The 24,996-nt window shown below is 64.7% G+C and carries 21 protein-coding genes; 15 read left to right on the top strand and 6 right to left on the bottom strand.

The annotated features are described in order from the left end of the window. Positions 1–20: 20 nt before the first annotated feature. On the bottom strand, positions 21–203 hold the full coding sequence (locus WN72_RS47670) for a hypothetical protein (RefSeq protein WP_027562441.1): 183 nt from the start codon (positions 201–203) through the stop codon (positions 21–23). A gap of 357 nt (positions 204–560) precedes the next feature. Here WN72_RS47670 and WN72_RS33640 point away from each other — a divergent pair, with 357 nt between their 5' ends. The 3 genes from WN72_RS33640 to WN72_RS33650 all read left to right on the top strand — a co-directional run bounded on the left by WN72_RS33640 (position 561) and on the right by WN72_RS33650 (position 3,352). Further along, the gene (locus WN72_RS33640) at positions 561–782 is read left to right on the top strand and encodes a hypothetical protein (RefSeq protein ID WP_092215997.1); all 222 of its coding nucleotides are present in this window, start codon (positions 561–563) and stop codon (positions 780–782) included. A gap of 148 nt (positions 783–930) precedes the next feature. Further along, positions 931–1,944 carry a formamidase gene (locus WN72_RS33645; protein ID WP_092216154.1) on the top strand — a complete coding sequence of 338 codons (1,014 nt, stop codon included), beginning with the start codon at positions 931–933 and terminating at the stop codon, positions 1,942–1,944. A gap of 88 nt (positions 1,945–2,032) precedes the next feature. Continuing rightward, a complete protein-coding gene (locus WN72_RS33650) occupies positions 2,033–3,352 on the top strand; it encodes a dicarboxylate/amino acid:cation symporter (RefSeq protein ID WP_092215999.1) in 1,320 nt (439 codons plus the stop codon). A gap of 12 nt (positions 3,353–3,364) precedes the next feature. On the opposite strand, the gene WN72_RS33655 is transcribed toward WN72_RS33650, so the two are convergent. Both WN72_RS33655 and WN72_RS33660 read right to left on the bottom strand, forming a co-directional pair. Continuing rightward, a complete protein-coding gene (locus tag WN72_RS33655) occupies positions 3,365–4,738 on the bottom strand; it encodes a hypothetical protein (RefSeq protein WP_092216001.1) in 1,374 nt (457 codons plus the stop codon). Positions 4,739–4,841: 103 nt separating this feature from the next. After that, positions 4,842–6,116, bottom strand: a complete 1,275-nt coding sequence (locus tag WN72_RS33660; RefSeq protein ID WP_035730949.1) for an allantoate amidohydrolase — start codon at positions 6,114–6,116, stop codon at positions 4,842–4,844. Between the two features lie 391 nt (positions 6,117–6,507). Here WN72_RS33660 and WN72_RS33665 point away from each other — a divergent pair, with 391 nt between their 5' ends. From WN72_RS33665 to WN72_RS33690, 6 genes are read left to right on the top strand one after another with little or no spacing between them, the layout of a single operon-like run. Beyond that, entirely contained in the window at positions 6,508–7,620 is a 1,113-nt protein-coding gene (locus WN72_RS33665; protein WP_092216003.1) for a BMP family ABC transporter substrate-binding protein, read from the top strand. Further along, positions 7,617–8,729 (top strand): ABC transporter permease, encoded by a 1,113-nt coding sequence (locus WN72_RS33670; protein WP_092216005.1) that lies wholly within the window; start codon positions 7,617–7,619, stop codon positions 8,727–8,729. The genes WN72_RS33665 and WN72_RS33670 overlap by 4 nt, the downstream gene beginning before the upstream one ends. Next, a complete protein-coding gene (locus tag WN72_RS33675) occupies positions 8,729–9,655 on the top strand; it encodes an ABC transporter permease (RefSeq protein ID WP_027562433.1) in 927 nt (308 codons plus the stop codon). Before WN72_RS33670 ends, WN72_RS33675 begins: the two co-directional genes overlap by 1 nt. 11 nt (positions 9,656–9,666) lie before the next feature. Beyond that, a complete protein-coding gene (biuH, locus tag WN72_RS33680) occupies positions 9,667–10,350 on the top strand; it encodes a biuret amidohydrolase (RefSeq protein WP_092216007.1) in 684 nt (227 codons plus the stop codon). Then, the gene (locus WN72_RS33685) at positions 10,347–11,879 is read left to right on the top strand and encodes an ABC transporter ATP-binding protein (protein WP_092216009.1); all 1,533 of its coding nucleotides are present in this window, start codon (positions 10,347–10,349) and stop codon (positions 11,877–11,879) included. The genes biuH and WN72_RS33685 overlap by 4 nt, the downstream gene beginning before the upstream one ends. 13 nt (positions 11,880–11,892) lie before the next feature. Beyond that, the gene (locus tag WN72_RS33690) at positions 11,893–12,378 is read left to right on the top strand and encodes a nucleoside deaminase (RefSeq protein WP_092216011.1); all 486 of its coding nucleotides are present in this window, start codon (positions 11,893–11,895) and stop codon (positions 12,376–12,378) included. 193 nt (positions 12,379–12,571) lie between these two features. Here WN72_RS33690 and WN72_RS33695 read toward each other — a convergent pair whose 3' ends face one another. Next, complete coding sequence (locus WN72_RS33695) at positions 12,572–13,681, bottom strand: hypothetical protein (RefSeq protein ID WP_027562429.1); 1,110 nt, start codon at positions 13,679–13,681, stop codon at positions 12,572–12,574. A 571-nt stretch (positions 13,682–14,252) separates the two neighbouring features. On the opposite strand from WN72_RS33695, the gene WN72_RS33700 reads away from it, so the two are divergent. The 4 genes from WN72_RS33700 (at position 14,253) to WN72_RS33715 (ending at position 18,956) form a co-directional block, all read left to right on the top strand. Beyond that, positions 14,253–15,824 carry an ABC transporter ATP-binding protein gene (locus tag WN72_RS33700; protein ID WP_092216013.1) on the top strand — a complete coding sequence of 524 codons (1,572 nt, stop codon included), beginning with the start codon at positions 14,253–14,255 and terminating at the stop codon, positions 15,822–15,824. Beyond that, positions 15,808–16,899, top strand: a complete 1,092-nt coding sequence (locus tag WN72_RS33705; protein WP_027562427.1) for an ABC transporter permease — start codon at positions 15,808–15,810, stop codon at positions 16,897–16,899. Before WN72_RS33700 ends, WN72_RS33705 begins: the two co-directional genes overlap by 17 nt. After that, positions 16,886–17,803, top strand: coding sequence for an ABC transporter permease (locus WN72_RS33710; RefSeq protein ID WP_092216015.1), 918 nt, complete (start codon positions 16,886–16,888; stop codon positions 17,801–17,803). The genes WN72_RS33705 and WN72_RS33710 overlap by 14 nt, the downstream gene beginning before the upstream one ends. A gap of 76 nt (positions 17,804–17,879) precedes the next feature. Further along, positions 17,880–18,956 (top strand): BMP family ABC transporter substrate-binding protein, encoded by a 1,077-nt coding sequence (locus WN72_RS33715; RefSeq protein WP_027562425.1) that lies wholly within the window; start codon positions 17,880–17,882, stop codon positions 18,954–18,956. 109 nt (positions 18,957–19,065) lie between these two features. On the opposite strand, the gene WN72_RS33720 is transcribed toward WN72_RS33715, so the two are convergent. Then, on the bottom strand, positions 19,066–20,415 hold the full coding sequence (locus tag WN72_RS33720; RefSeq protein ID WP_167380804.1) for an 8-oxoguanine deaminase: 1,350 nt from the start codon (positions 20,413–20,415) through the stop codon (positions 19,066–19,068). A gap of 149 nt (positions 20,416–20,564) precedes the next feature. On the opposite strand from WN72_RS33720, the gene WN72_RS33725 reads away from it, so the two are divergent. Together WN72_RS33725 and WN72_RS33730 are read left to right on the top strand one after the other, a co-directional pair. Further along, positions 20,565–21,392 (top strand): FAD binding domain-containing protein, encoded by an 828-nt coding sequence (locus WN72_RS33725; RefSeq protein WP_092216021.1) that lies wholly within the window; start codon positions 20,565–20,567, stop codon positions 21,390–21,392. Then, a complete protein-coding gene (locus tag WN72_RS33730; protein ID WP_092216023.1) occupies positions 21,389–24,112 on the top strand; it encodes a molybdopterin-dependent oxidoreductase in 2,724 nt (907 codons plus the stop codon). The genes WN72_RS33725 and WN72_RS33730 overlap by 4 nt, the downstream gene beginning before the upstream one ends. On the opposite strand, the gene uraD is transcribed toward WN72_RS33730, so the two are convergent. Further along, entirely contained in the window at positions 24,109–24,996 is an 888-nt protein-coding gene (gene uraD, locus WN72_RS33735) for a 2-oxo-4-hydroxy-4-carboxy-5-ureidoimidazoline decarboxylase (protein WP_092216025.1), read from the bottom strand. The two genes, WN72_RS33730 and uraD, sit on opposite strands and share 4 nt — an antisense overlap.

Consider the following 24,996-nt stretch of genomic DNA (forward strand, 5'->3'; position numbering starts at 1 on the left):
CCGCGAGGGCGCGGCACAGATCAGCCTCGCGCAAGCTCCGCGTGAGAGGCATTGCACTCTCGGAAGTGATAGGCAATTTCGTCGAGCGCGCGCTGCTCCCATTCCTGGGCCTGCGCGAGCCAGAAAATCCGACGCGCCGAATCGAGCGCGGCACGTTCCCGGCACAGGGATTCCTGACTGCGAATTGCCACTAGCCTGTTCATGCACTCCACTCCTGCTGTGTGAAGCCATTTCCCTGGAATCAAGCTAACAGAGTCTCGAACTCATCGTCTCGTAATTTCTGTGCATATTGCGACGCAGAATGGGACAGCAACGTTTCCCTGCAGCGCGGTAATTCGCGGCGCAACATCAAGTCCGGATCATCAATATGTGATCGCGTTGAAGGACGATAATTGCACCCGCGCGATCTTAACTTTTGTGGCGCAACGAAGTGCCGCAATTCGTGAAGAGACGTTCTAAACAATTCACCGAATTCCCGACTCATTGTCGTCGCATGGTCTTCATGCAGCGCCGCTAACAGAGGCGCGCGAACTGCACTACCGACTACCACTTGAGGCAATATGAACGACGACTTCGATTTCGAACTTTCGCCGGAACAATGGGAAGCCCTGCGCACCCTTCGCAACCCGCCGTCGAACAGTCGCCTCTCCAAGGCCTATCTCGTCGAAAGCCTCGTCAAGCTCGGCCTCGTTGTCCTGAATGACGGCGTGCCTGCGATGACGCCCATAGGACGCAAGGTGCTGGTGCGCGGATCGTGCCGACTGCTGGATCTCGTCGCGTGACGAGACAGCCCGTGTGCAGCGGAGCTGCACGACCGCCTGAAAAATAATCTTTTGCTCCCTGCCAAAATCGGATTTTCTTTCCGCCACGGTATCGCGCGCGCTACGACGCGGTGCGAGGACGGCAACGAAGCCGATGAGGGAGCTGATCATGAACGGACTGGGCGGGCTGAACAAATCGCCTGAGGGCGTGGTCATCGGGCTGGTGCAGTTGCAACTGCCAAATGTCGTGACCAGGGCCGATCTGGCCAAGCAAACCGAGCGCATCGTCTGGATGGTCGGCAAGGCGCGTCGCAATCTCTCCACCATGGATCTGGTGGTCTTCCCCGAATATTCGCTGCACGGCCTCTCGATGGACACCAATCCCGAGATCATGTGCCGGCTCGATGGACCGGAAGTCGCGGCCTTCAAGAAGGCCTGCGTCGACAACAAGATCTGGGGCTGCTTCTCCATCATGGAGTTCAACCCCCATGGCAATCCCTACAACTCCGGACTGATCATCGACGATCACGGCGAGATCAAGCTCTACTACCGAAAACTTCATCCCTGGATTCCGGTCGAGCCGTGGGAGCCAGGGGACATCGGCATTCCCGTGATCGAGGGGCCGAAGGGCGCCAAGATCGCGTTGATCATCTGCCACGACGGCATGTTCCCGGAGATGGCGCGAGAATGTGCCTACAAGGGCGCGGAGATCATGATCCGCACCGCCGGCTACACCGCGCCGATCCGCGATGCCTGGCGCTTCACCAACCAGGCCAATTCGTTCCAGAATCTGATGGTGACGGCGAATGTCTGCATGTGCGGCTCGGACGGCTCGTTCGACTCCATGGGCGAAGGCATGATCATCAATTTCGACGGCACCGTACTGGCGCACGGCACCACGGGACGCGCCGATGAGATCATCACCGCCGAGGTGCGGCCCGATCTCGTGCGCGAAGCCCGCATCAATTGGGGTGTGGAGAACAACATCTACCAGCTCTGGCACCGCGGCTACGTCGCGGTGAAGGGCGGCGCGATGGACTGCCCCTACACCTTCATGCAGGACATGGTCGCGGGTACATACCGGCTTCCGTGGGAAGACCAAGTGAAGGTCACCGACGGCACCTCCTGCGGCTTCCCCGCGCCGACGCGGATGTTCGGCAGGACGGCGAAGGCCGCAGAATAGACCGTTTTCACCGGCGATCCGCGACATTCTGGCACGGTTGTTGCTCCTTTGTGACGTCCAAGTCGCGTCAAACCGGGGGAGTTTCACCATGTCGACCATCACCGCGGCACCCACCGCCGAACCAAAGCCGCTCTACACCTCGCTGTTCGTCCAGGTCCTGGCCGCGCTGGTGCTCGGCGTCATCCTGGGGATGGCCGCCCCGGACTTCGCAGTCAGCCTCAAGATCCTCAGCGACGCCTTCCTGAAGCTGATCTCGATGATCGTGGCGCCGATCGTATTCTGCGTCGTCGTGCACGGCATTGCCGGCGCCGGCGATCTCAAGAAGGTCGGCCGGGTCGGCGTCAAGGCGCTGGTCTATTTCGAGGTCATGACGACCGTCGCGCTCGTCGTCGGCCTGCTGCTCGCTTACATCTTCGGCCCCGGCCACGGCATGAACATCGATCCCTCGACGCTCGACGCCAAGGCGCTCAACACCTACGCGGACAACGCCCACAAGCTGTCCGGCGGCGGCATCGGTGCCTTCCTGATGAACGTGATTCCGACCACCTCCTTCGATGCGCTGTCGCGGAACGACGTGCTCCAGGTCCTGTTCTTCGCCGTTCTGTTCGGCGTCGGTCTCGCGCTGGTCGGCGGCGAGAAGGGCGCACTGGTCACCAGCATGATCGACGCAGCGTCCACCGTGCTGTTCCGTGTCATGGGGCTGATCGTTCGCGTCGCGCCACTCGGCGTGCTCGGCGCAGTCGCCTACACCGTCGGCAAATACGGCGTCGGCTCGCTGAAGCAGCTCGTCTCCCTGGTGATGCTGTTCTACGTCTCGGTCGGCATCTTCGTGCTGGGCGTGCTCGGCGGCGTGATGGCGCTCGCCGGACTCAACATTCTCAAATTCCTCGCCTACCTGCGCGAGGAGCTCACCATCGTGCTCGCGACCGCCTCCTCGGACGCGGTGCTGCCGCAGATCATGAAGAAGCTGGAACGCATGGGCGTGAAGGATTCCGTGGTCGGTCTCGTGATCCCGACCGGCTATTCCTTCAACCTCGACGCCTTCTCGATCTACCTCACGCTCGCCGTCGTTTTCATCGCGCAGGCGACCAACACGCCGCTGTCGTTCGGCGATCTCCTCCTCGTGCTCGGCGTCTCGCTGATCACCTCGAAAGGCGCGCATGGCGTGCCGGGCTCGGCGATTGTGATCCTGGCCGCGACGCTGAACGCGGTGCCGAGCATTCCTGCGATCGGCCTCGTGCTGGTGCTGTCGGTCGACTGGTTCATCGGCATGGCCCGCGCGCTCGGCAACCTCGTCGGCAATTGCGTGGCAACGGTCGTCGTGGCCGCCTGGGAAGGCGACCTCGACCGCGCCAAGGCGGCCAAGGTGCTCGAGGGCGGCGAGCTTGTGGACGTGACCGCGGGATAGCGCCCTGGAGGCTCAGTCATTCCACTGGAGGAGCGGCGTTCCATGCGCCCTCCTCCACACCGACAGGAAGCGCGGAAACCAGGAGTGCGCCACTGCGCCCTTGTAGGCCCAGGTGCGATACTTCAGTCCCTGCTCCGAGATCAGCTCCTGATAGCCACCGTGAACCTCGGTCGCGGTGCAGATGTCCTTCAATATCCCCTGGGCGCAGGCGCGATAGGTGTCGCTCCCTGAGAATTCATCGAAGTCCAGCATGCGATCGGCGAACTCGACGTTGAACGTCGGCCAGGACGAGCGCCCCTGGTAGGCGGGCGCCGCGATCTTGTGGATCATCTTGTTGCGCGGATTATCCGCCGATACCAGGAAGTGGAACGTGCTGGGGATGCGGAAGCGAGGCTCGGCGATGATCAGATCCGTCGTCGCCGCGAACAGCGCGCGCTCGCTCGCATCGTTCATATTCCAGAAGCCGCGATGCACGCTGACGAAATCCAGTGCGACCTGAGACACCGGCGGGCCCGCCGGGCCGTCGAGGGAATGCCTGATATAGCCATTCTTGCCGAACAGACCGAGCAGGCCGCTCTTGTACTCTGTGAGATCGCGGCCGAGCAGCCGCTTCAGCTCGTTCTCCTCGACGATGCCGAGCTGCACGCCCCACACGAACGTCGTGTAAACGCAGGCATTGGTGACGAAACGCCGGCGCTCGGCGCGGGTATCCGTCGCCGCGGAGCGCGGCCCGCTGGCGTCGCAGAGCAAATATCTGGTGCCGTCGGCGTCGAACGGTTCGAGCTCGCTCGCAAGCTTCAGGATCGCGCGCTTCAAATCGCTGCCGTACTCGGCCAATAGCAAGCGGCCGGCATGGGCGCACTGCGACATCGCCAGATAGGCCGAAGCCCGCTCCTCCGCGGAGATCATCTGCTGGAGACCGGCGAGAACACCAAGCAGCGTATCCGAGGGGCGCGAGAAATAGTTCACGCCGAGGTAGCGGCTGCGTCCCGCCGGAACGATGGTCGTCGTAACGACGTCGGCGCGAACCGCTTCAAGCAGCAGGCGAACGCTCTTCTCGAGCAGACGCACCCGCCGCACCGCGTCCTGCGCATCCATGATGGTCTCGGGGTCGAGGACGTCAGGATAGAACCAGGCGAAGTCGCGCGGGTAATAGGCCGAAGCGTGCGGTGCGCCTGTGACGAGGAAGACCTCGGTCACCGAAAAGGCGCTGTCCATCGAGTGCCGGTAAAGGTCCTCGATGGCCGACAACGAATGAGGCGATTGTCTCAGGAATCGATCACCGAGAAAATTGACCGCCTGAAGAGCGTTGGCGACGAAGGTCGCAGCCATGCCTTGGTAGAATCGGTTCTCACGAGGTGATGGATAGGAAATATCGCTGTTCATCTGTGCAAGTCGGTGATGTCTCGTGATCCCGGTGACGGCGGTCACCCATTTTACACATGTCTGATTCGTGTCTCTACCCGGTGACTTGCGGGCTTCATGACGGTCAGCTCGCGCCGGCGCCGTCCTGGCGCGGCCTGAAATTCTCGATCACCCCGAGCAGCACCCGCGCGCCGGCATCGGCGTCGGCAAGCTCGACGTGCTCGTCCGGATGATGGCTGATGCCGCCACGGCAGCGAACGAAGATCATGCCGACGTCGGCGATGTCGATCATCGCCATGCCGTCGTGCCCGGCCCCGCTCGGCAGCTCGAACACGGCAAAGCCTTCCGTGGCGATCGCCTTCGCGATCTGGTCCTTGAGCCATGGCGCGCAAGGCGCGGTGCGATTCTCGTGGGTGACGTCGAGCTGAAGCGTCAATTGCCGGCGCTTTGCGATCGCCTCGATCTGCCTGACGACATCGGCTACCGCACGCTTGCGATGCATGTCGGTCGGCGCGCGCATGTCGATGGTGAACGACACCTCACCCGGAATGACGTTGGTGGCGCCGGGCCGCGCCTGGATGTAGCCGACGGTGCCAACCAGCCCACTCTCATCGGTTCGGCAAAACTCTTCAATCGCGCCGATACATTCGGCGGCGCCTGCCAGCGCATCGCGCCGCAGCGCCATCGGCACCGTGCCGGCGTGTCCGGCCATGCCGGTCAACCGCGCGGCTAGCCGTGTTGCGCCTGCGATTGCCGTGACCACACCGACGGGCAGGTTCTGTGCTTCCAGAACCGGCCCCTGCTCGATGTGCAATTCGAGGTAGGCCAGCAGCTCGCGCCGCGTCCGCGCCGCCTTGCCAATGTGCTCCGGATCGAGCCTGAACTGAACCAGCGCATCGCGCATCGAGATGCCATCGCGGTCGCGCGTGTTCAAGACGCTCTCGTCAAACGTGCCGGCCACCGCGCGGCTGCCGAGCAGCGTCGAGGCAAAGCGCACCCCCTCTTCATCGGCAAATCCGACCACCTCGATCGCAAACGGCAGACGCTTGCCGCGGCGGTTGAGGTCGGCGACGCAGGCGATCGCGGTGATAACGCCGAGCGGGCCGTCCCATTTTCCGGCATCGCGCACTGTGTCGTAATGCGAGCCCAGCATCAGGCAGGGCGCGCCCGGCCGCTCGCCTTCGTAGCGGCCGCAGACATTGCCGATCGCATCGAGATGCGCGCTCATGCCGGCCTCACGCATCCAGCTCAGGATGAGGTCCGCGGCCTTGCGCAGCTCCTTGCTGAGATAAATCCGGGTAAGCTTGTCGCCGTCTTCCGAGATCGCGGCGAGCGCGTTGATGCGGCGGACGATCTCATTTCCGAGCGATGCGTCTTGAGCAGCGGTAGCAGCACCCATCTCGGCCGAGCTTTCCATCCTGAAGACCGCGCGCGGCGATCGTAACGACAATCGATACAAATTCGGTGCCAGCGAAAACCGCTCGGCCGACGCCGTGGTTAGCATGAATGCGGCCGACCGGCAGACGGTCCGGCTCACATCCGCACGTCGTGAGCGGGTTAATGCTGCTTAACTCCCTTGCATACAATGAGCCTATGTTGCTCACAAATTAATCTGCCGATTTCCTCGCCAGGATTGCGGTCGGCAGGATAATTTAGTTTGATCAATAGCTTAATCTAAAATGCTCATTTCCTGACCTCTGGCACGAAGCTTGCGACACCTTCTCCCGGGCTCCGCCAGTCCGGCGCGGCCGCGAGATTGAAGGCGGGGCAGCCGCCAAGGGGAGTGAGCAATGGATTCTGGCAGGATTTCACGACGTCATGTGTTGCAGGGCGGCGCGGCCCTCACCCTCGGCGCTGCAGCGGGCCTCCGTCCGGCCTTCGCGGCCGAGACCACCATCGGCTTCATCTATGTCGGCTCGCGCGACGACTACGGCTACAACCAGGCGCACGCGCAGGGTGCCGCGGCGCTGAAGAAGATCCCCGGCCTCAAGGTCATCGAAGAAGAGAAGGTGCCGGAGACCGACGCAGTCGAGAAGACGATTGAATCCATGATCAATCTCGACGGCGCCACCCTCCTCTTCCCGACCTCGTTCGGTTACTACAATCCTCACATGATCAAGATGGCCGCCAAGTACCCGAAGCTGCGCTTCGAGCACTGCGGCGGCCTCTGGAGTGACAAGGATCCCAAGAACGCCGGCAGCTATTTCGGCTATATCGACGAAGCCCAGTACATCTCGGGCATCGTCGCCGGCCTGACCTCGAAGAGCGGCAAGCTCGGCTTCGTCGCGGCCAAGCCGATCCCGCAAGTGCTGCGCAACATCAACGCCTTCACGCTTGGCGCCAAGTCCGTCAATCCAAAGGCGACGACGCAGGTGATCTTCACCGGCGACTGGTCGATGCCGGTCAAGGAGGCCGAAGCCACCAACAGCCTGACCGACCAGGGCGTGGACGTGCTCACCTGTCACGTCGATGGCCCCAAGACCATGGTCGAGAACGCCGCGCGCCGCGGCGCCTCCGTCTGCGGTTATCACACCAACCAGTCGGCGCTGGCACCCAAGGCCTATCTCACCGGCGCCGAGTGGAACTGGGAGGCGCTCTATCCGAAGTTCGTCAAGATGATCGCCTCCGGCGAAGGCATCCCGAATTTCTACCGCGGGGGCCTGAAGGAAGAGATCGTGAAGGTCTCGCCCTATGGCGAAGCGGTGTCGGCCGAAGCGCGCAAGGCGGCCGACGAGGCCAAGGCAAAATTCCTGTCTGCCGACGGCTTTGCCATCTTCAAGGGCGGCCTCGTCGACAACAAGGGCAAGACCGTCATCCCTGCTGGCACCGATCGTGGCCAGAAGGATCCTGAACTGGAGAAGATGGACTATCTGGTCGAGGGCGTGATCGGAGCGACTTCGTGACCACGGAAGCCGCGGATTCCACTGAAGCGGTCGGGGCAATCGCCCCGGCCGCCGATCCCGGCTTTCTCCAGCGCTACGGCGCGAGCATCGAATACGTCGTGATCCCGGGGGCAGCGCTGGCCGGCGCGCTCGTGGTGTTCGGCATCTTCGTCGCGATGTTCGGCAAGAACCCGCTCGATCTCTATTTCTACATGTACTACGGCGCGTTCGGCACCTGGTTCTCCTGGCAGAACACGCTGACGCGCGCAGCGCCCCTGATCCTCACCGCGCTCTGCACCGCGCTGCCCGCGCAGCTCGGCATGGTCATCATCGGCGGTGAAGGCGCGCTTCTGATCGGCGCGCTGTCGGCAACAAGTGCCGCGCTCGCGCTTCAGGGCATGCCGCCGCTCGTCGTGCAGGTCGCCATGGTCATCGCCGGCGTGATCGGCGGTGGCCTCTGGATCACGCTGTCGGGCGCGCTGCGCCAGTATCGCGGCGTCAACGAAACCATCTCGAGCCTGCTGCTGGTCTACATCGCGCTCGCGATCCTCAATCATCTCGTCGAAGGCGTGATGCGCGATCCCGCCAGCCTCAACAAGCCATCGACCCGCGAGATCGGCGCCGCCAACATGATCGGCACCATCCCCGGCACCGACGTGCATTGGGGTCTCGTCTTCGGCCTGATCGCCGCGATCGGCGCCTATATCCTGATCTATCACACCGTGTTCGGCTTCGCCGCGCGCGTCGCCGGCGGCAACATCCGCGCTGCCAAGATCGTCGGCCTCGGCGTCAGCAAGCTGATCTTGACCATCTGCTTCCTCGCCGGCGGCGCGGCTGGCCTGGCCGGCATGGTCGAGGTCGCAGCCGTGCAGGGGCGCACCAACGCCAACCTCGCCGCGGGCTACGGCTTCACCGGCATCCTCGTCGCCTTCCTGGCGCGACAAAATCCACTCGCGATCATTCCCGTCGCGATCCTGCTCGGCGGCATCAGCGCCAGCGGCGGCCTGCTGCAGCGCCGGCTCGGCTTGCCCGACGCGTCCGTGCTGGTGCTCCAGGGCATCATCTTCGTCTTCGTGCTCGCCAGTGATGCGCTCTACGGCCGCATCGGATTCCTGAAAGGCAAGTCCTGATGGCAGACGGATCGATCGGACTCTGGACGGTCCCGCTCGCCGTGCTCGGCGGCGCCATTCGCGTCTCGACGCCCTTCCTGTTCGTGAGCCTCGGCGAGTGCATCACCGAGCGATCCGGCCGCATCAATCTCGGCCTGGAGGGCACGCTCGTGATGGGCGCGATGAGCGCCTATGGCATCTCCTACCTCTCGGGATCGCCGTGGCTCGGGGTGCTCGCCGCCGGCATCACGGGCGCGCTTCTCGGCGCGCTGCACGCCGGCATCTGCTCGCTGCCGCGCGTCAACGATGTCGCGGTCGGCATCGCCTTGATGCTGTTCGGTACCGGCCTTGCCTTCTATCTCGGCAAACCGCTGATCGAGCCGACCGCGCCGCGCCTCCCCGCGATCGATTTCGGCTGGTGGAGTGACATCCCGCAGGTCCGCGCAGCGCTGCGCGTCAACGTCCTGTTCCTGATCGGCGTTGCGCTCGCGCCAATCCTCTATTTGGCCTTCCGCACCACGCGCTGGGGCTTGCTCATCCGCACCGCCGGCGAAAGCTCGGATGCCGCTCGTGCGATGGGCCATTCCGTGCTCTTGATCCGGCTGCGGGCAACCATGGTCGGCGGATTCCTTGCCGGCATCGGCGGCTCCTTCCTGTCGCTGTTCTATCCCGGAAGCTGGAACGAGGGCCTCTCCTCGGGCCAAGGCATCACCGCCGTCGCGCTGGTGATCTTCGCGCGCTGGGATCCCCTGCTCTGCCTGTGGGCCTCGCTCGCCTTCGGCGGCGCCGCAGCGCTCGGACCGGCATTGCAATCGGTCGGCGTCACCTCCGGCTATCACCTCTTCAACGCCGCGCCCTACATCCTGACTCTGGCGATCATGATCATCACCTGTTCGCCGAAACGCACGCTGACCGGAGCCCCGGCCGAATTGTCGATCACTCGCTAGGAAGCGAAATCATGCCCGAGCGCTACATCAAGTCCGAGCCCTATACCTGGCCCTACAACGGCGATCTCCGTCCTGAGAATACCGCGCTCATCATCATCGACATGCAGACCGATTTCTGCGGCGTTGGCGGCTATGTCGACAAGATGGGCTACGACCTCTCGCTGACGCGGGCGCCGATCGAGCCGATCAAGAAGCTGCTCACCGTCATGCGCAAGCAGGGCTTCCACATCATCCATACCCGCGAAGGCCACCGCCCTGATCTCTCCGACTTGCCCGCCAACAAGCGCTGGCGCTCGCGCCAGATCGGCGCCGGCATCGGCGATCCCGGCCCCTGCGGCCGCATCCTGGTGCGCGGCGAGCCCGGCTGGGACATCATCGAGGAGCTGGCGCCGCTGCCGGGCGAGCCCATCATCGACAAGCCCGGCAAGGGCTCGTTCTGCGCCACCGACCTCGAATTGATCCTGCGCGTCCGCGGCATCGAGAACATCGTGCTCACAGGCATCACCACCGACGTCTGCGTTCACACCACCATGCGCGAGGCCAATGACCGCGGCTTCGAATGCGTCCTGCTGCACGACTGCTGCGGCGCGACCGACAAGAGCAACCACGATCACGCGCTGAAGATGATCAAGATGCAGGGCGGCGTGTTCGGCGCGGTTTCGACCTCCGACGCCTTCATCGGAGCGCTTTCGTGATCATCGGCGAAACGCCACCGCCGGCGGGCGCCTTCGGCGTCGACGCCATCGCCATGACCATGCGCTTCGGCGATTTCCTGGCGCTGGACAATGTCGAGCTGAAGGTGCGGCCTGGCTCGTTCCACGCGCTGCTCGGCGAGAACGGCGCGGGCAAGTCCACGCTCGTCAAATGCATCATGGGCTATTACCACGCGACCGAAGGCGACATCCTCGTCGGCGGCCGCGAGCAGGCGATCGCCAACCCGAAGGACGCCCACGCGCTCGGCCTCGGCATGGTCTACCAACACTTCACGCTGGTGCCGGCGATGACGGTCGCGGAAAACCTCGTGCTGGCGCGAGACGATGTGCCGGCCGTGGTGAACTGGCCGAAGGAGATGAAACAGCTCGAGGCGTTCCTGGCACGAATGCCCTTCAAGGTGCCGCTCTCCGCAAAGGTCTCGGATATCTCCGCCGGCGAGCGGCAGAAGTGCGAGATCCTCAAGCAGCTCTATTTGAAGCGCCGCTTCCTGATCCTGGACGAGCCGACCTCGGTGCTGACGCCGGCTGAAGCCGACGAAGTGCTCGGCATGCTTCGCGACATGGTCGTCAAGGGCGAGCTGACCATTTTGATGATCACGCACAAGTTCCGCGAGGTCATGGCCTTCGCCGACGATGTCACCATCCTGCGGCGCGGCAAGCTGGCCGGCGCCGGCAAGGTTTCAGAGCTAACGCCTGACGCGATGGCGCGCACCATGATCGGCGCCGAGGAACTGACGGTGCAGCCGCCGCGCACCGGCGAAGCCGGCAAAGCGCGGCTCGAACTTGCCAAGCTCCGCGCGCTTGACGATGCCGGCGCCATGGCTGTACACGACGTCTCCCTCACCGTGCGCGCCGGCGAAATCGTGGGTATCGCCGGGGTCTCCGGCAACGGCCAGCGGCAGCTGGTCGAGGTGCTCGCCGGTCAGCGTGAAGCCGAGAGCGGGGAGATCCGCGTCGCCGGCGATTCCTATCATGCCAGCCGCGAGGAGATGCGGCGCCACAAGATGTCGCTCCTCCCTGAGGAGCCGCTGAAGAACGCTTGCGTCGGCGGCATGAGCGTCGCCGACAACATCGCTTTCCGCGAGTTCGACCGCGCGCCCTTTGCCAGTGGCGGCTGGTGGCTCAACCGCGGTGCCTTCCACGACGATGCGACGAAGAAGATCGGCCAGTACAAGATCAAGACTCGCACGCCCGAAACGCCGATCTCGGCGCTATCAGGCGGTAACGTCCAGCGCGCCGTGCTCGCCCGCGAGCTTGCCGGCGACGTCGAGGTGCTGATCGCGGCCAATCCCTGCTTCGGCCTCGACTTCGCGGCGGTCGCACAGATCCACGCCGAGATCATGGCCGCACGCAACCGCGGCGCGGCGGTGCTGCTGGTCAGCGAGGATCTCGACGAACTGCTCGAACTCTCCGACCGGCTGGTGGTGATGTTCCACGGCGAATTCGTGTATGAAGCACGGACCAGCGAGGCCGACCTCACGGAAGTCGGCCGGCACATGGCAGGGCACTGAGCACGGAACAGCGATGAGCGGCGCAGCCGAACGCGACGAACAATTTTTACGCCTGTCCTTCGCGGTCGCCCGCCGATCCTTCACCCATGGCAACCATCCCTTCGGCTGCGTGGTCGTCGATGCCGACGGCAAGGTGCTGATCCAAGCCGAGAACGGCTACATGCCGGACCACGACGGCACCGCGCATGCCGAGCGCCTGGCGGCGACGCAAGCCTGCCGCACGGTCAGCCGCGACGTGCTGGCGACTGCGACGCTGTATTCCTCCGCCGAGCCCTGCGCGATGTGCGCCGGCGCGATCTACTGGGCCGGCATCGGCCGCGTCGTCTACGGCCTCAGCGAGCACCGCCTGCGCGGTATCACCGGCAACCATCCGGAGAACCCCACGCTCGATCTGCCCTGCCGCGAGGTCTTTGCCAGCGGTCAGCGGGCGACGGAGGTCGTCGGCCCGCTGCTCGAGGATGAAGCCGCAGCGCTGCACGACGGCGTCTGGACGAAGTAGCTATTCCAGCAACCGGTACCGTGGGGTGGGCAAAGGCGCGCTCGCGCCGTGCCCACGATCAGCATGCAATGGAAGCCGAAGCGGTGGGCACGCTTACGCTTTGCCCACCCTACGGCAGCGCTGCTCTTCACGAACACGAATGACGCCGCGCACTCCCGCGCGGCGTCATCCGATCTCCAAATCCCGCGATCGATCAGAACTTCACGGTAATGCCGGAGTAGAGCGAGGACTCCGTGCAGGATCCGGTGCTCACCCTCGCCCCGCCGACCAGGGTGGTACAGGCAACCGCGTTGTTGTGGTCGAGGCCGAACTTGTTCTGCCAGTAGCGATAGGCGACCCAGACGTCGACGAAGTGCGAATACTTGTCACCCCAGATCGCCTTCGACGCATCCATGGTCAGGCGGATCGGCTCCGAGTTGAACTCGACTTTGGTGGGATAGACACCGTTGGCGACGCTAGCCGGAAGCGGCTCGGTGTCCGTTCCCTTCTTGCCGTACCAGGCGGCGCGGCCGCTGATCGAGAAATACTGCATGTTCGGCGGCAGGAAGCCGAGGTCCATATAATAGTTGGTTTCGATCGCCCAGGTCGGCTTGAACGACGTGTTGCCGTCGGCGAGACACGGGGCGGACCAGCCAGCGCCGCACTGCGAGAAGGAGTTGTGGTTGGCGAACTCCCAATAAACCAGCGGCGCGACGTTGAAGTAGCCCTTGTAGGGCAGGTCGAAGGCAAACTGCAGACCGCCGACGACGTCGCGCTTGGCAGCGCCGAAGTACCGGTTCTCCGTGTTGGCATCCATGCCAACCTCGAACGAGATGTTATGCAGCGGGCCTTGCGTGAATGCCTTGGTGTTGAAGAGCTCGTTCCAGCCGAAGGTGGAACGGAACAGGCCGTAGATCTCGGTCGCGCCGGCGCAGTTCGCCGGTGTGAACGCGAAGCCCGCCGCCGGTGAAACGATGCCGCCGGTTTGCGTGCAGGGACCGGCCGGATCGTTGTGGTCCGACTTGAACATCGAGATGGTGAAGAAGTTGGTGCCGTAAGCCCAGAGGTCGAAGTGGGTGAAGGAGTAGACCTGCTTGGTAGTCTTGGCGTTGATCACACCGTTGGTGTTGGTGAATGCACCAGGCTGCGAGGCATTGAAGATGTAGGAGAAGGTGACGCGGTCGTCGATCACCAGGAAGAACGGCAGGTCGGCCGCCTTCTTGGCCGCCTTGACCGGCAGATCCGCCGCGAGAGTCCGGCCACCGGTGGCCAGCATAGCAAGTGACAGCGCCATTGCTGCAATTGCCCTAGAACGAAACGACATCCTGAATACCCCCAAGTTTGTGCACGTAAAAATGAACGCCCTTGGGTGCGACACTTGCGCCGATCTTTCGGAGTGAGAAGCCTCAACTTTTTCCAGCGCATGCCGCTTGTTTCGGCAGCGGACAGCAAGTTCGCTACGAGTTCTGGAGGCTTTAGTGCTTCGCCGCTGATGGCGGGCAGCAGCGCGACGTCCAGCCTGCGCCACACATTCCTGCCTGATATTGTTAGGCTTTAGCGAATTTCGGAAAAATTGAATATGACCGCCCGCAGCAGCTGGCGGGCCAGTCGGGAATTGCATACGCGTGCTGGCGCGAATTTGCGCAACTTCACCTCGCCCCTGCACAGCGGGTTCCGATTTGACGTAGACCGTCACAAATTTGCAACAGGCTCCCTGCGCACGTCGCCGATCTGGAGGTCGATCGGAGATGATGGGGCCCGGCGAGGCGGCGACTCGCGAGGCCGAACCGCCTGCCGAAGCGTTGAGCAAGGGATGACGCTTTTTCGCATCTTACGCAGCGGCGCAAACTAGCCCACAATTGAGGCACTCCATCCCCATGCCAGCGCATCAGCGAATGTTGGATCCGACGCCTACTAGCCCGCATTCCGGCAAGCCCCCTCTGCTCCAGACAATCGGGCTCACCAAGCGCTATGGGGATTTCCTCGCCAACGATTCCATCGATATCGATATCTGGCCGAAGCAGATCCACGCCCTGCTGGGAGAGAACGGCGCCGGCAAATCGACGCTGGTCAAGGCGATCTACGGGCTGATCCAGCCCAGCGCCGGCGAGATTCGCTGGCAGGGCGAACGCATCGTGCTGTCCGGTCCCTCGGAAGCCCGCAGCCGCGGCATCGGCATGGTGTTCCAGCACTTCTCGCTGTTCGACAATCTCACCGTCGCCGAGAACGTCGCGCTCGGCCTCGACGGCAAGGAATCCTTCAAGGACATGTCAGCGCGATTGGAGCAGGTGTCGAAGACGTACGGCCTGCCGCTCGATCCCAAACGCGAGGTCTGGCAGTTGTCGGTCGGTGAACGCCAGCGCATCGAGATCGTCCGTGCGCTGATGCAGGATCCGAAATTCCTGATCCTGGACGAGCCCACCGCGGTGCTGACGCCGCAGGAGGCCGACCAGCTCTTCATCGTGCTGGAGCGGCTCAAGGCCGAAGGCCGCGCCGTCCTCTACATCAGCCACAAGCTGGAGGAGGTGAAGCGGCTCTGCGACACCGCCACGATCCTGCGCGGCGGCAGGAAGGTCGAGACCTGCAATCCCAGGCTCGAGACCGCCGCCTCGCTCGCGCGCATGATGGTTGGCGGCGAGATCAAGCAGGTGAAGGCGCCCGCGGGCCGGAAGACCACCGTGCCGCGGCTGGTCGTCAACGATCTCTCGCTTGCGCCAGGCGAGGCGCACGGTGTGCGGCTCGAGCACATCTCGTTCGAGCTGAAGGGCGGCGAGATCCTCGGCATCGCCGGCGTCGCCGGCAACGGCCAGGATGAGCTGTTCGCAGCGCTCTCCGGCGAGCGCTTGTCGAAGGACCCGGGGACGGTCGTGATCGAAGGCATCGCCGCCGGCCATCTCTCGATCACGCAGCGGCGTAAGCTCGGCGCCGCCTTTGTGCCCGAGGAACGGCTCGGCCACGGCACCGCGCCACGCATGAAACTGTCGGAGAACGCGCTGCTCACCGGGCATGCCGCCAGCGGCATGGTCCATCACGGCTTCATCGACACCGCGGCCACGCTAAACACCGTCGACCGCGCGACGGAGACGTTCGACGTCCGCAAGGCCAAGCGCGATCCGGAGGCCGCGTCCCTTTCCGGCGGAAATCTGCAGAAGTTCATCGTCGGACGCGAGATCCTGCGCAACCCGGCGGTGCTGGTGGTGAGCCAGCCGACCTGGGGCGTCGATGCGGGCGCTGCCGCCGTGATCCGCCAGGCGCTGCTTGATTTGGCAACCGCAGGCGCCGCCGTGCTGGTGACCAGCCAGGACCTCGACGAGCTCGCGGAGTTCGCCGACCGCATCGCCGTGATGTTCCATGGCCGGCTCTCTGCACCGCTCGCGACAAGCGAGGCGAGCCGCGAAAAGCTCGGCCTCCTCATGGGCGGCAGCAGCCTCGAGCCGAAGGAGGCTGCGCATGCAATTGGTGCTTGAGAAGCGCGCCGAGCGCTCCAACACGATCGCGCTGGTCTCGCCATTGATCGCGATCGGGCTGACGATCGCCACCATGGTCATCCTGTTCGCGATCCTCGGCAAGAATCCGCTGCTCGCCCTGCACGCCTATTTCATCGCGCCGCTCACCGACGGCTACTCGCTGCAGGAGATCGCGGTGAAGGCGACGCCGCTGGTGATGATCGCGATCGGCCTGTCGCTCTGCTATCTCGCCAATGCCTGGAATATCGGCGCCGAAGGCCAATTCCTGATCGGTGCGGTCGCGGGAAGCTGGATCGCGGTGAAGACGCAGGGCACTGACGCCGGCGCCTGGGTGCTGCCGGCGATGCTGGTGCTCGCGACCGCCGCTGGTGCGCTGTACGCGCTGATCCCGGCGATCTGCAAGGTGAAGTTCGGCGCCAGTGAAATCCTGACCAGCCTGATGCTGGTCTATGTCGCCGATCTCTTCCTCGATTATCTCGTCCGCGGCCCCTGGCGCGATCCGCACGGTTTCAATTTCCCGACCACCGCCGAGTTCGATCCGGTCGCCACCGTGCCGCTGCTGATCGAAGGTGGCCGCCTGCATCTCGGCTCGATCATCGCCCTGCTCGTCGTCGCGGCAGCCGCGATCCTGCTCGGGCGCACCATCAAGGGCTTCGAGATCCGCGTCGTCGGTGCCGCGCCCCGCGCTGCACGCTTCGGCGGCTTCAATGCCAACCAGCTGGTCATCCTGACCTTCGCGATCTCGGGCGCGCTGGCGGGCCTTGCCGGCATCATCGAGGTCGCCGGCCCGGTCGGGCATCTCCAGCCCGGCATCTCGCCCGGCTACGGCTTTACCGCGATCATCGTCGCCTTCCTCGGCCGACTGAACCCGCTTGGAATATTAATTGCAGGCCTTTTCCTCGCGCTGACCTTTATCGGCGGCGAGCAGGCACAGATCGCGATGAAGATCCCGTTGGACGTCACCAAGGTTTTCCAGGGCATTTTGCTGTTCTACGTGCTCGCCTGCGATTCCCTCATCCTCTACCGCTTCAAGCTGGTCTTCCCGAACCGACAGGTGGCCCGTGGAGCTGGTTGAAGCCATCATCCTCTCGGTGCTCGCCGCATCGACACCGCTCCTGATCGCGGCGACCGGCGAGCTCGTGACCGAGCGCTCCGGCGTGCTCAATCTCGGCGTCGAGGGCATGATGATCGTCGGCGCAGCCTGTGGTTTTGCCGGCGCGTGGCTGACCGGCTCGACTCTGGTTGGTGCGCTGTTCGGCATCATCGCGGGCACGCTGATGTCGCTGATCTTCGCGCTGATGGCGCTCGGGCTCGCGGTCAACCAGGTCGCGACGGGCCTTGCGCTGACCATCCTTGGCGTCGGCATCTCCGGCCTGATCGGCGCCGGCTTCGTCGGCGAGCGCATCACGCCGGCGGCGCACCTCGCCATTCCCGGCCTCACCGACATTCCGCTGGTCGGCCGCGTGCTGTTCGGCGAGGACGCCTTCGTCTATTTCTCCATCGCGCTCATCATCGGCGTCTGGTGGTTCCTGTACCGCACGCGGGCAGGATTGATCCTGCGCGCCTGCGGCGACAATCATGCTTCGGCACATGCGCTCGGCTATCCCGTGCTGCGCATTCGTACCTTCGCCGTGATGTTCGGCGGCGCCTGCGCAGGTCTTGCCGGCGCCTATCTGCCGCTCGCCTACACGCCGTTCTTCATTCCCGGCATGACTGCCGGCCGTGGCTGGATCGCGCTGGCGCTGGTCGTGTTCTCGTCGTGGCGGCCGGGGCGGCTCGTGGTCGGCGCCTATCTGTTCGGCGCGGTGACGATCCTGCAACTGCATGCGCAGGGCTGGGGCGTCGGCATTCCCTCACAATTCATGTCGGCGCTGCCATACCTTGCGACCGTCATCGTGCTGGTTCTGTTGTCCCGCGCGCGCACCGGCGGCTCGACCGCGCCGGCCACGCTCGGCACCGTGTTCGTGCCTGACCGCTGATGATTTTCCGCGGGGCGCGCGATGGGGCGCGCGCCTTGCGGATCGTGGCTTTCCCCTGATGTTTTGGAGATCGATGATGAGGAAATCACTTCTTGCGCTGGCTGCCGGGCTGTTGCTTGCCGGAAGCGTTAGTGCAGCCTCCGCCGCCGACAAGCTGAAAGTCGGCTTCATCTATCTGGGTCCGATCGGTGACTTGGGGTGGACCTACCAGCACGAGCTGGCACGCCAGGCGCTGGTGAAGGAGCTCGGCGACAAGATCGAGACCACTTATCTGGAGAACGTGCCCGAAGGGCCCGATGCCGAGCGCGCCATCGAGCAGCTCGTCCGCGCCGGCAACAAGCTGATCTTCACGACGTCGTTCGGCTACATGGACCCGACGCTGAAGGTCGCCAAGAAATATCCGAACGTGCATTTCGAGCACGCCACTGGCTACAAGCGCAACCCGAACATGTCGACCTACTCGGCCAAATGGTATCAGGGCCGCTACATCCAGGGCCTGATCGCGGCCAAGATGTCGAAGTCCGGCGTGCTCGGCTATATCGGCTCGTTCCCGATTCCGGAGGTCGTCTCCGGCATCAACGCGACGATCCTGGCGGCGCAGACCATCAACCCGAACATCAAGGTCAAGATCATCTGGGCCAACACCTGGTTCGATCCGGGCAAGGAGGCCGATGCCGCCAAGGCGCTGATCGACCAGGGCGCCGACGTGATCATGCAGCACACGGATTCGCCAGCGGCGATGCAGATTGCCAGCGAACGCGGCAAGCTCGCCTTCGGCCAGGACTCCGAGATGATCAAGTTCGGTCCGAAGACCCAGCTGACCTCGATCCTGGACACCTGGGGCCCCTACTACATCGAGCGCGTCAAGGCCGAGCTCGCCGGCACCTGGAAGTCCGAGGACAGCTGGGGCGGCCTCGACAGCCACATGTTCGCGATGGCGCCTTACACCAACATGCCTGACGACGTGAAGAAAATGGCGGAGGATGCCCAGGCCGCGATCACCGCGGGCAAGCTGCACCCCTTCAAGTGCCCGGTCGTTGGGCAGGACGGCAAGCCGATCGAGTGCAAAGGCGGCGATCACCTCGACAACGGCCAGATCCTCGGCATGAATTTCTACGTGAAGGGCATCGACGACAAGCTGCCGGGCAAGTAGCACGCTTCTTGCATTGACTAAATCACCTGCTCCTCCCGGAGGAGGTTTGGAGGGGGTGGCCAGAAGCACCCGGCACTTGTGGTCGCCCCCTCCATCTATTCTGCCTCGATCATCCCGCCTGCATGGCCCGCGCCGCTGCGCTGTGGCGGCGGATGAGATCGGCGACATCAAGGCCCGGGATCGCCCCGTCGACCACGGTCCAGTTCCCCGCCACCATCACCCGATCGGCGCGATGCGCTCCGCACAGCACCAGTGCGGCCAGGGGATCACCGTGGCCAGAGAAGCGCAATTCGTCGAGCTTGAACAGCGCCAGGTCGGCGGCCCTGCCGACGGCGATCTCGCCGAGTTCCGGCCGGCCGACGCAGGCCGCCGAGCCCTTTGTGGCCCAGCGTACCGCATCCTTGTGGCTGACCTTGCTCACGCCACAGCGGGCGCGTTGCAGCAGGAACGCCGCGCGCACTTCCTGCATCAGGTTCGATCCGTCGTTCGAGGCCGAGCCGTCTACGCCGAGCCCAATGCCGACGCCAGCCTCCTCCATCTCGCACACCGGGCAGCAGCCGGACGCGAGGATCTGATTGCTGCACGCGCAGTGACTGATGGAGGTCTTCGCCTTGCCGAGGCGCGCCATTTCGTCAGCGTTGAAAAAGATGCCATGGGCGAGCCAGGTTCGCGCATTGAGCCAGCCGCATTGCTCGAGATAATCGAGCGGACGGCAGCCATACATCTGCTGGCAGAATCTGTTCTCGTCCTCGGTCTCGGCGAGATGGGTGTGCAAGCGCACGTCGAGCTTGTCGGCGAGGTGGGCGGTCGCGCGCATCAGCGAGGTCGTCACCGAGAACGGCGAGCACGGCGCCAGCGCGATCTGCACCATCGCATCCGCGCCCCGCTGATGATATTTTGCGATTACGCGCGCGCTGTCGGCCAAGATCGCGTCCTCGTCCTGCACGACGCTGTCAGGTGGCAGGCCGCCGTCGCGCTGCGACAGGTTCATCGAGCCGCGCGTCAGCAGCACGCGCATCCCGAGCCGCTTTGCGACGCCGACTTCGATATCGATGGCCTCTTCGAGGCCGGCCGGGAACACGTAGTGATGATCTGTCGTCGTGGTGCAACCCGACAGCAGCAATTCGGACATCGCCACGGTGACGCCGAGTTTGAGTCGCTCCGGCGTCAGCTTCGCCCACACCGGATAGAGCGCCTGGAGCCAGGGAAACAGCTCGCGGTCCATCGCCGCCGGCACCGCTCGCGTCAGCGTCTGATAGAAATGATGATGGGTGTTGATCAAGCCCGGCAGCACGACGTGCTCGCCCGCCTCGAACGCCGCGACATCCGCCGTCGCCGGCGTGCCGCCGGCCGGCACCAGCTCGACGATCCGGCCATCCTTCACCACGACACCGCGCTCGGCACCGTCTCCGAGAATGGCGAGCGGATCCTTGATCCAGACCGGCTTTGCGTCGCTCATGATCCCGCTTCTCCTCACATTCGCGCGACAGGCACCCAATGCGGCCAAGTGCCCAAACGCCGTTTCGGCTGCGACTTGTTTGTTGCGACTTGGCTCCGGTCTTGCAAGACTCATCCCACGATTCACCGCGCGAAAGCGCTGGCGCAGCCATGGATTTGAATACCATCACGACGGTCGCCCATCCGCAAACGCGCGCGGAGCTGCCGGGCTGGACGGCTGGCGATGCGTGGCTCGCGGGCGGCACCTGGCTGTTCTCGGAGCCACAGGTCCATCTGACGCGGCTGATCGATCTCACCGACCTGAAATGGCCGGCGCTGACGATCACGGACAGCCATCTCTCCATCGCCGCCACCTGCACCGTGGCGCAGCTCGATGGTTTCGCCTGTCCGCCGGATTGGCTCGCTGCTCCGCTGATCGGCCAGTGCTGCCGCGCCTTCCTCGCCTCGTTCAAGATCTGGAAGACGGCGACGGTCGGCGGCAATCTCTGCATGTCGCTGCCGGCCGGACCGATGATCTCGCTCACCGCGGCGCTCGACGGCGTCTGCACCATCTGGAAGGCCGGCGGTGGCGAGCAAAAGATTCCCGTCGCCGACTTCGTCACCGGCAACCAGCGCAATCGGCTGACGCCGGGCGACCTCATCCGGCAGATCGACATTCCGATTGCCGCTCTGAGGCGCCGAACGGCGTTTCGCCAGATCTCGCTGGCGCCGGTCGGCCGTTCGGCGGCGCTTCTGATCGGCAGCCTCGATGCCGACGGCACGCTGACGCTGACGGTGACGGCATCGACGGTGCGACCGATCCAGCTGTCGTTTCGCAAGGCCCCGGACGCAAGCGTCCTTCGCGAGGTGATCGCGCAGCAGATCACGGATGATTTGTACCACACCGACATCCACGGCAAACCGCTCTGGCGCAAGCACATGACGCTACGGCTTGCCGAGGAGATCCGCGCCGAACTCTTGGGGGCAACGCCATCGTGAGTTTCGAGGTCAACGGCAAGGTGTTTTCGGATGAGCCGCGCGCGGGCCAGTGCCTTCGGACGTTCCTGCGCGAGCTCGGCCATTTCGGCGTGAAAAAGGGCTGCGATGCCGGCGATTGCGGCGCCTGCACCGTGCTGCTCGACGGCGAGCCGGTGCATAGCTGCCTGATCCCGGCTTTCCGCGCCGACGGCCACGTCGTCACCACGATCGAAGGTCTCGGCGGCGAGCGCGGCACGCATCCGATGCAGCAGGCCTTCCTCGACGCGCAGGGCTTTCAATGCGGCTTCTGCACCGCCGGTATGATCCTGACCTGCGCCTCGCTGAACCAGGCGCAACGCACCGATCTCGGATCGGCGCTCAAGGGCAATATCTGTCGCTGCACCGGTTATCGATCCATCGAGGACGCGCTGCTCGGCAAGACCAATGTCGAGGACAGCGTCGAGGCCGGCGCCGCGTTCGGCCGCAGCCTCCCGGCCCCCGCAGGCCCCGACGTGGTCCGCGGCAAGGCGCGCTATACCTTCGACACCGCCATCGACGGCCTGCTGCACGTCAAGCTGCTGCGCTCGCCGCATGCGCATGCCAGGATTGTCGCGATCGACAAGTCGGAGGCGCTGCGCATCCCCGGCGTGCACGCGGTGCTGACGCATGAGGATGCGCCATCGGTGCTGATCTCGACCGCCCGGCATGAGAAGGACTGGATGGATCCCGAGGACACCCGCATCCTCGACGACGTCGTCCGCTTCATCGGGCAGAGGGTTGCTGCGATCGTCGCCGAGAGCGAAGCCGCCGCCGAGGAGGCGTGTCGCCGGATCAAGGTCGATTACGACATCCTGCCGGCGCTGATCGATCCCGAGCAGGCGATGGCACCGGGCGCGCCCGTCCTTCATCCTGATCGCACCACGGCGAACCGCATCGCCGATCCCCAGCGCAACCTCGCGGCGGAGACGCATGGCGAGTTCGGCGACGTCGCCGCAGCACTCGCCTCCTCCGCCGTCACCTATGAGGCCACCTTCCACAGTCATCGCGTGCAGCACGCGGCACTGGAGACGCATGGCGGCCTCGCCTGGCTTGATGCCGCAGGCGTGCTCAATGTCCGCACCTCGACGCAGGTGCCGTTCCTGACTCGCCGCGCGCTGTCCGATATCTTCCAGCGTCCCATGGACAAGGTCCGCGTGTTCTGCGAGCGCGTCGGCGGCGGCTTCGGCGGCAAGCAGGAGATGTTCGTCGAGGACATCCTGGCACTCGCCGCGCTCAGGACGGGACGTCCGGTGAAGCTGGAGCTGACCCGCGAGGAGCAGTTCATCGCGACCTCGACCCGGCACCCGATGCGCGTCCACATCAAGGCCGGCGCCGATGCCGATGGCAGGCTGACCGCGCTCCAGCTCGACGTGCTCTCCAACACCGGCGCCTACGGCAATCACGCCGGTCCCGTGATGTTCCACTCGCTGTCCGAGTCCATCGCGGTCTACAACTGCCCGAACAAGCGGGTCGACGGCTACGCCGTCTACACCAACACGGTGCCAGCAGGCGCGTTTCGCGGCTATGGGCTGCCGCAGACACAGATCGCGATCGAAGCCGCGATCGATGAATTGGCCAGGCAGCTCGGCGTCAGCCCCTACGACATGCGTCGGCGCAACGTCAAGCTGGGCGATCCCATGTTGTCGCCCCCGCCGTCCGAGTTCCACGACGTGCTCTATGGTTCCTACGGGCTCGATCAGTGCATCGACCTCGTCGAGCGCGCGATGCAGGCGGGTGGTCCGCAGCCGGAGCTGTCGCCGGAATGGCTGATCGGCGACGGCGTGGCGCTGACCATGATCGATACCGTGCCGCCGGCCGGCCACATCGCCGATGCCATGATCGCGCTCAACGACGATGGCAGCTTCGACCTCACTGTCGGCACCGCCGAGTTCGGCAACGGCACCAGCACCGTGCACCGGCAGATCGCCGCGACGATCCTTGCGACCACAGTCGACCGCATCCGCCTGCGCCAGTCCGACACCGCCCATGGCGGCCACGACACCGGCGCCTATGGCAGCGCCGGCACCTTCGTCGCGGGCAAGGCCACGCATGCGGCTGCGATGCAGCTTGCGACCGAGCTGAAGGCCGCGGCCGCCAGCGCGTGGCTGAGCGACACTGCGGACTGCACGCTCGACGACGAGGCGGTCGTCAGCGGCGTGCGGCGGATGCCCTTCACAGAGCTCGCGACGTTCGCGCGCGAACGCGGCCAACCGTTTGCCGCTGCCGGCAATTCCGGCGGCACGCCGCGCTCGGTCGGCTTCAACGTGCAGGGCTTTCGCGTCGCCGTGAACAAGGGCACCGGCGAGCTCAGGATTCTCCGCAGCGTGCAGGCGGCGGACGCGGGCGTCGTCGCCAATCCCATGCAGTGCCGCGGCCAGGTCGAAGGAGGCGTGGCGCAGGCGCTTGGCGCTGCGCTCTATGAGGAGATGGTGATCGATGCCGAGGGGCGCGTCACCAACCCGAAATTCCGCGACTATCACCTGCCGTCCTTCGCCGACGTTCCGCGCACGGAGGTCTTCTTCGCCGACACCTCCGACACCATCGGGCCCCTCGGTGCCAAGTCGATGAGCGAGAGTCCGTACAATCCGGTTGCCGCCGCGCTCGGCAACGCCATTGCCGATGCCACCGGCATACGCTTCACCGCGCCGCCGTTCAAGCCGGACCGGCTGTTTCCGGCGCTGCTCGAGAAATTCGGCAGCTAGCTGCCGCGATAGGTCGAATAGCTCCAGGGCGTGACCAGCAGCGGCACGTGGTAATGGCCCTCCGGCTCGCTGATCGCAAAGCGCAGCGGGATCTCGTCGAGGAAGGGCGGATCGGGCGTCTGCACGCCGCGCTCGGCGTAATATTTTCCGATACTGAATCTGAGTTCGTAGCGACCGATCGGCAGCGGCCGGCCGCCGATCAGCGGCTGGTCGGTGCGGCCATCCGCGTTGGTCACCGTGCGTGCAATCACGCGGCTCGCGCCGAGGTTCGCTAGCTCAATGAGCTCGACTGCAATACCGGACGCAGGCTTGCCGGCGTGATTGTCGAGCACATGCGTCGACAGACGACCGTGCACTTTCAACTTGTCGTCGGCAATCACGAGCTGATCCAGCCGCAGCGCGGAGATGCGGCCGATCTCCTCGATCGCACGCCGCGTCTCGGTCTTGGCAATGTTGCGCAACCGCGTCTCGAAGTCGCGCAGCACGGAATCCTTGGTGTGACGGCGCACGCAGACGATGTAGGGGAAGCCGAATTTGTCGCGATAGGCGCTGTTGACGCGCTCGAACGCCGCGTATTCGGCATCCGACAGCCGGTCGAGGCCGGCGCTGTTCTGCTCGTCGGTCGATTCCGCTGTCAGGCCCGCGGCGCGCTGGGTCTTGTTGGCGAGATCGGGATGAGCACGGATCAGTACGAGCTGCACGTCAGGCTCGGCACTCTGGATCGCCGCCATCAATGCCGTGTGCAACTGGTTGATGCCGGCGAACGGCCGCTGCTCGGCAAGCTTCTCCGCAATCCATGGCGAATACTCGACCACGTTGGCGAGTGCGGCGACGAAATCGGCCTTGCCTGCAGCGTTGAGATCGGCGAGCGAGATCTGCGGCAT

This window comes from Bradyrhizobium arachidis (assembly GCF_015291705.1).
GTDB classification, from domain to species: Bacteria; Pseudomonadota; Alphaproteobacteria; order Rhizobiales; family Xanthobacteraceae; genus Bradyrhizobium; species Bradyrhizobium arachidis.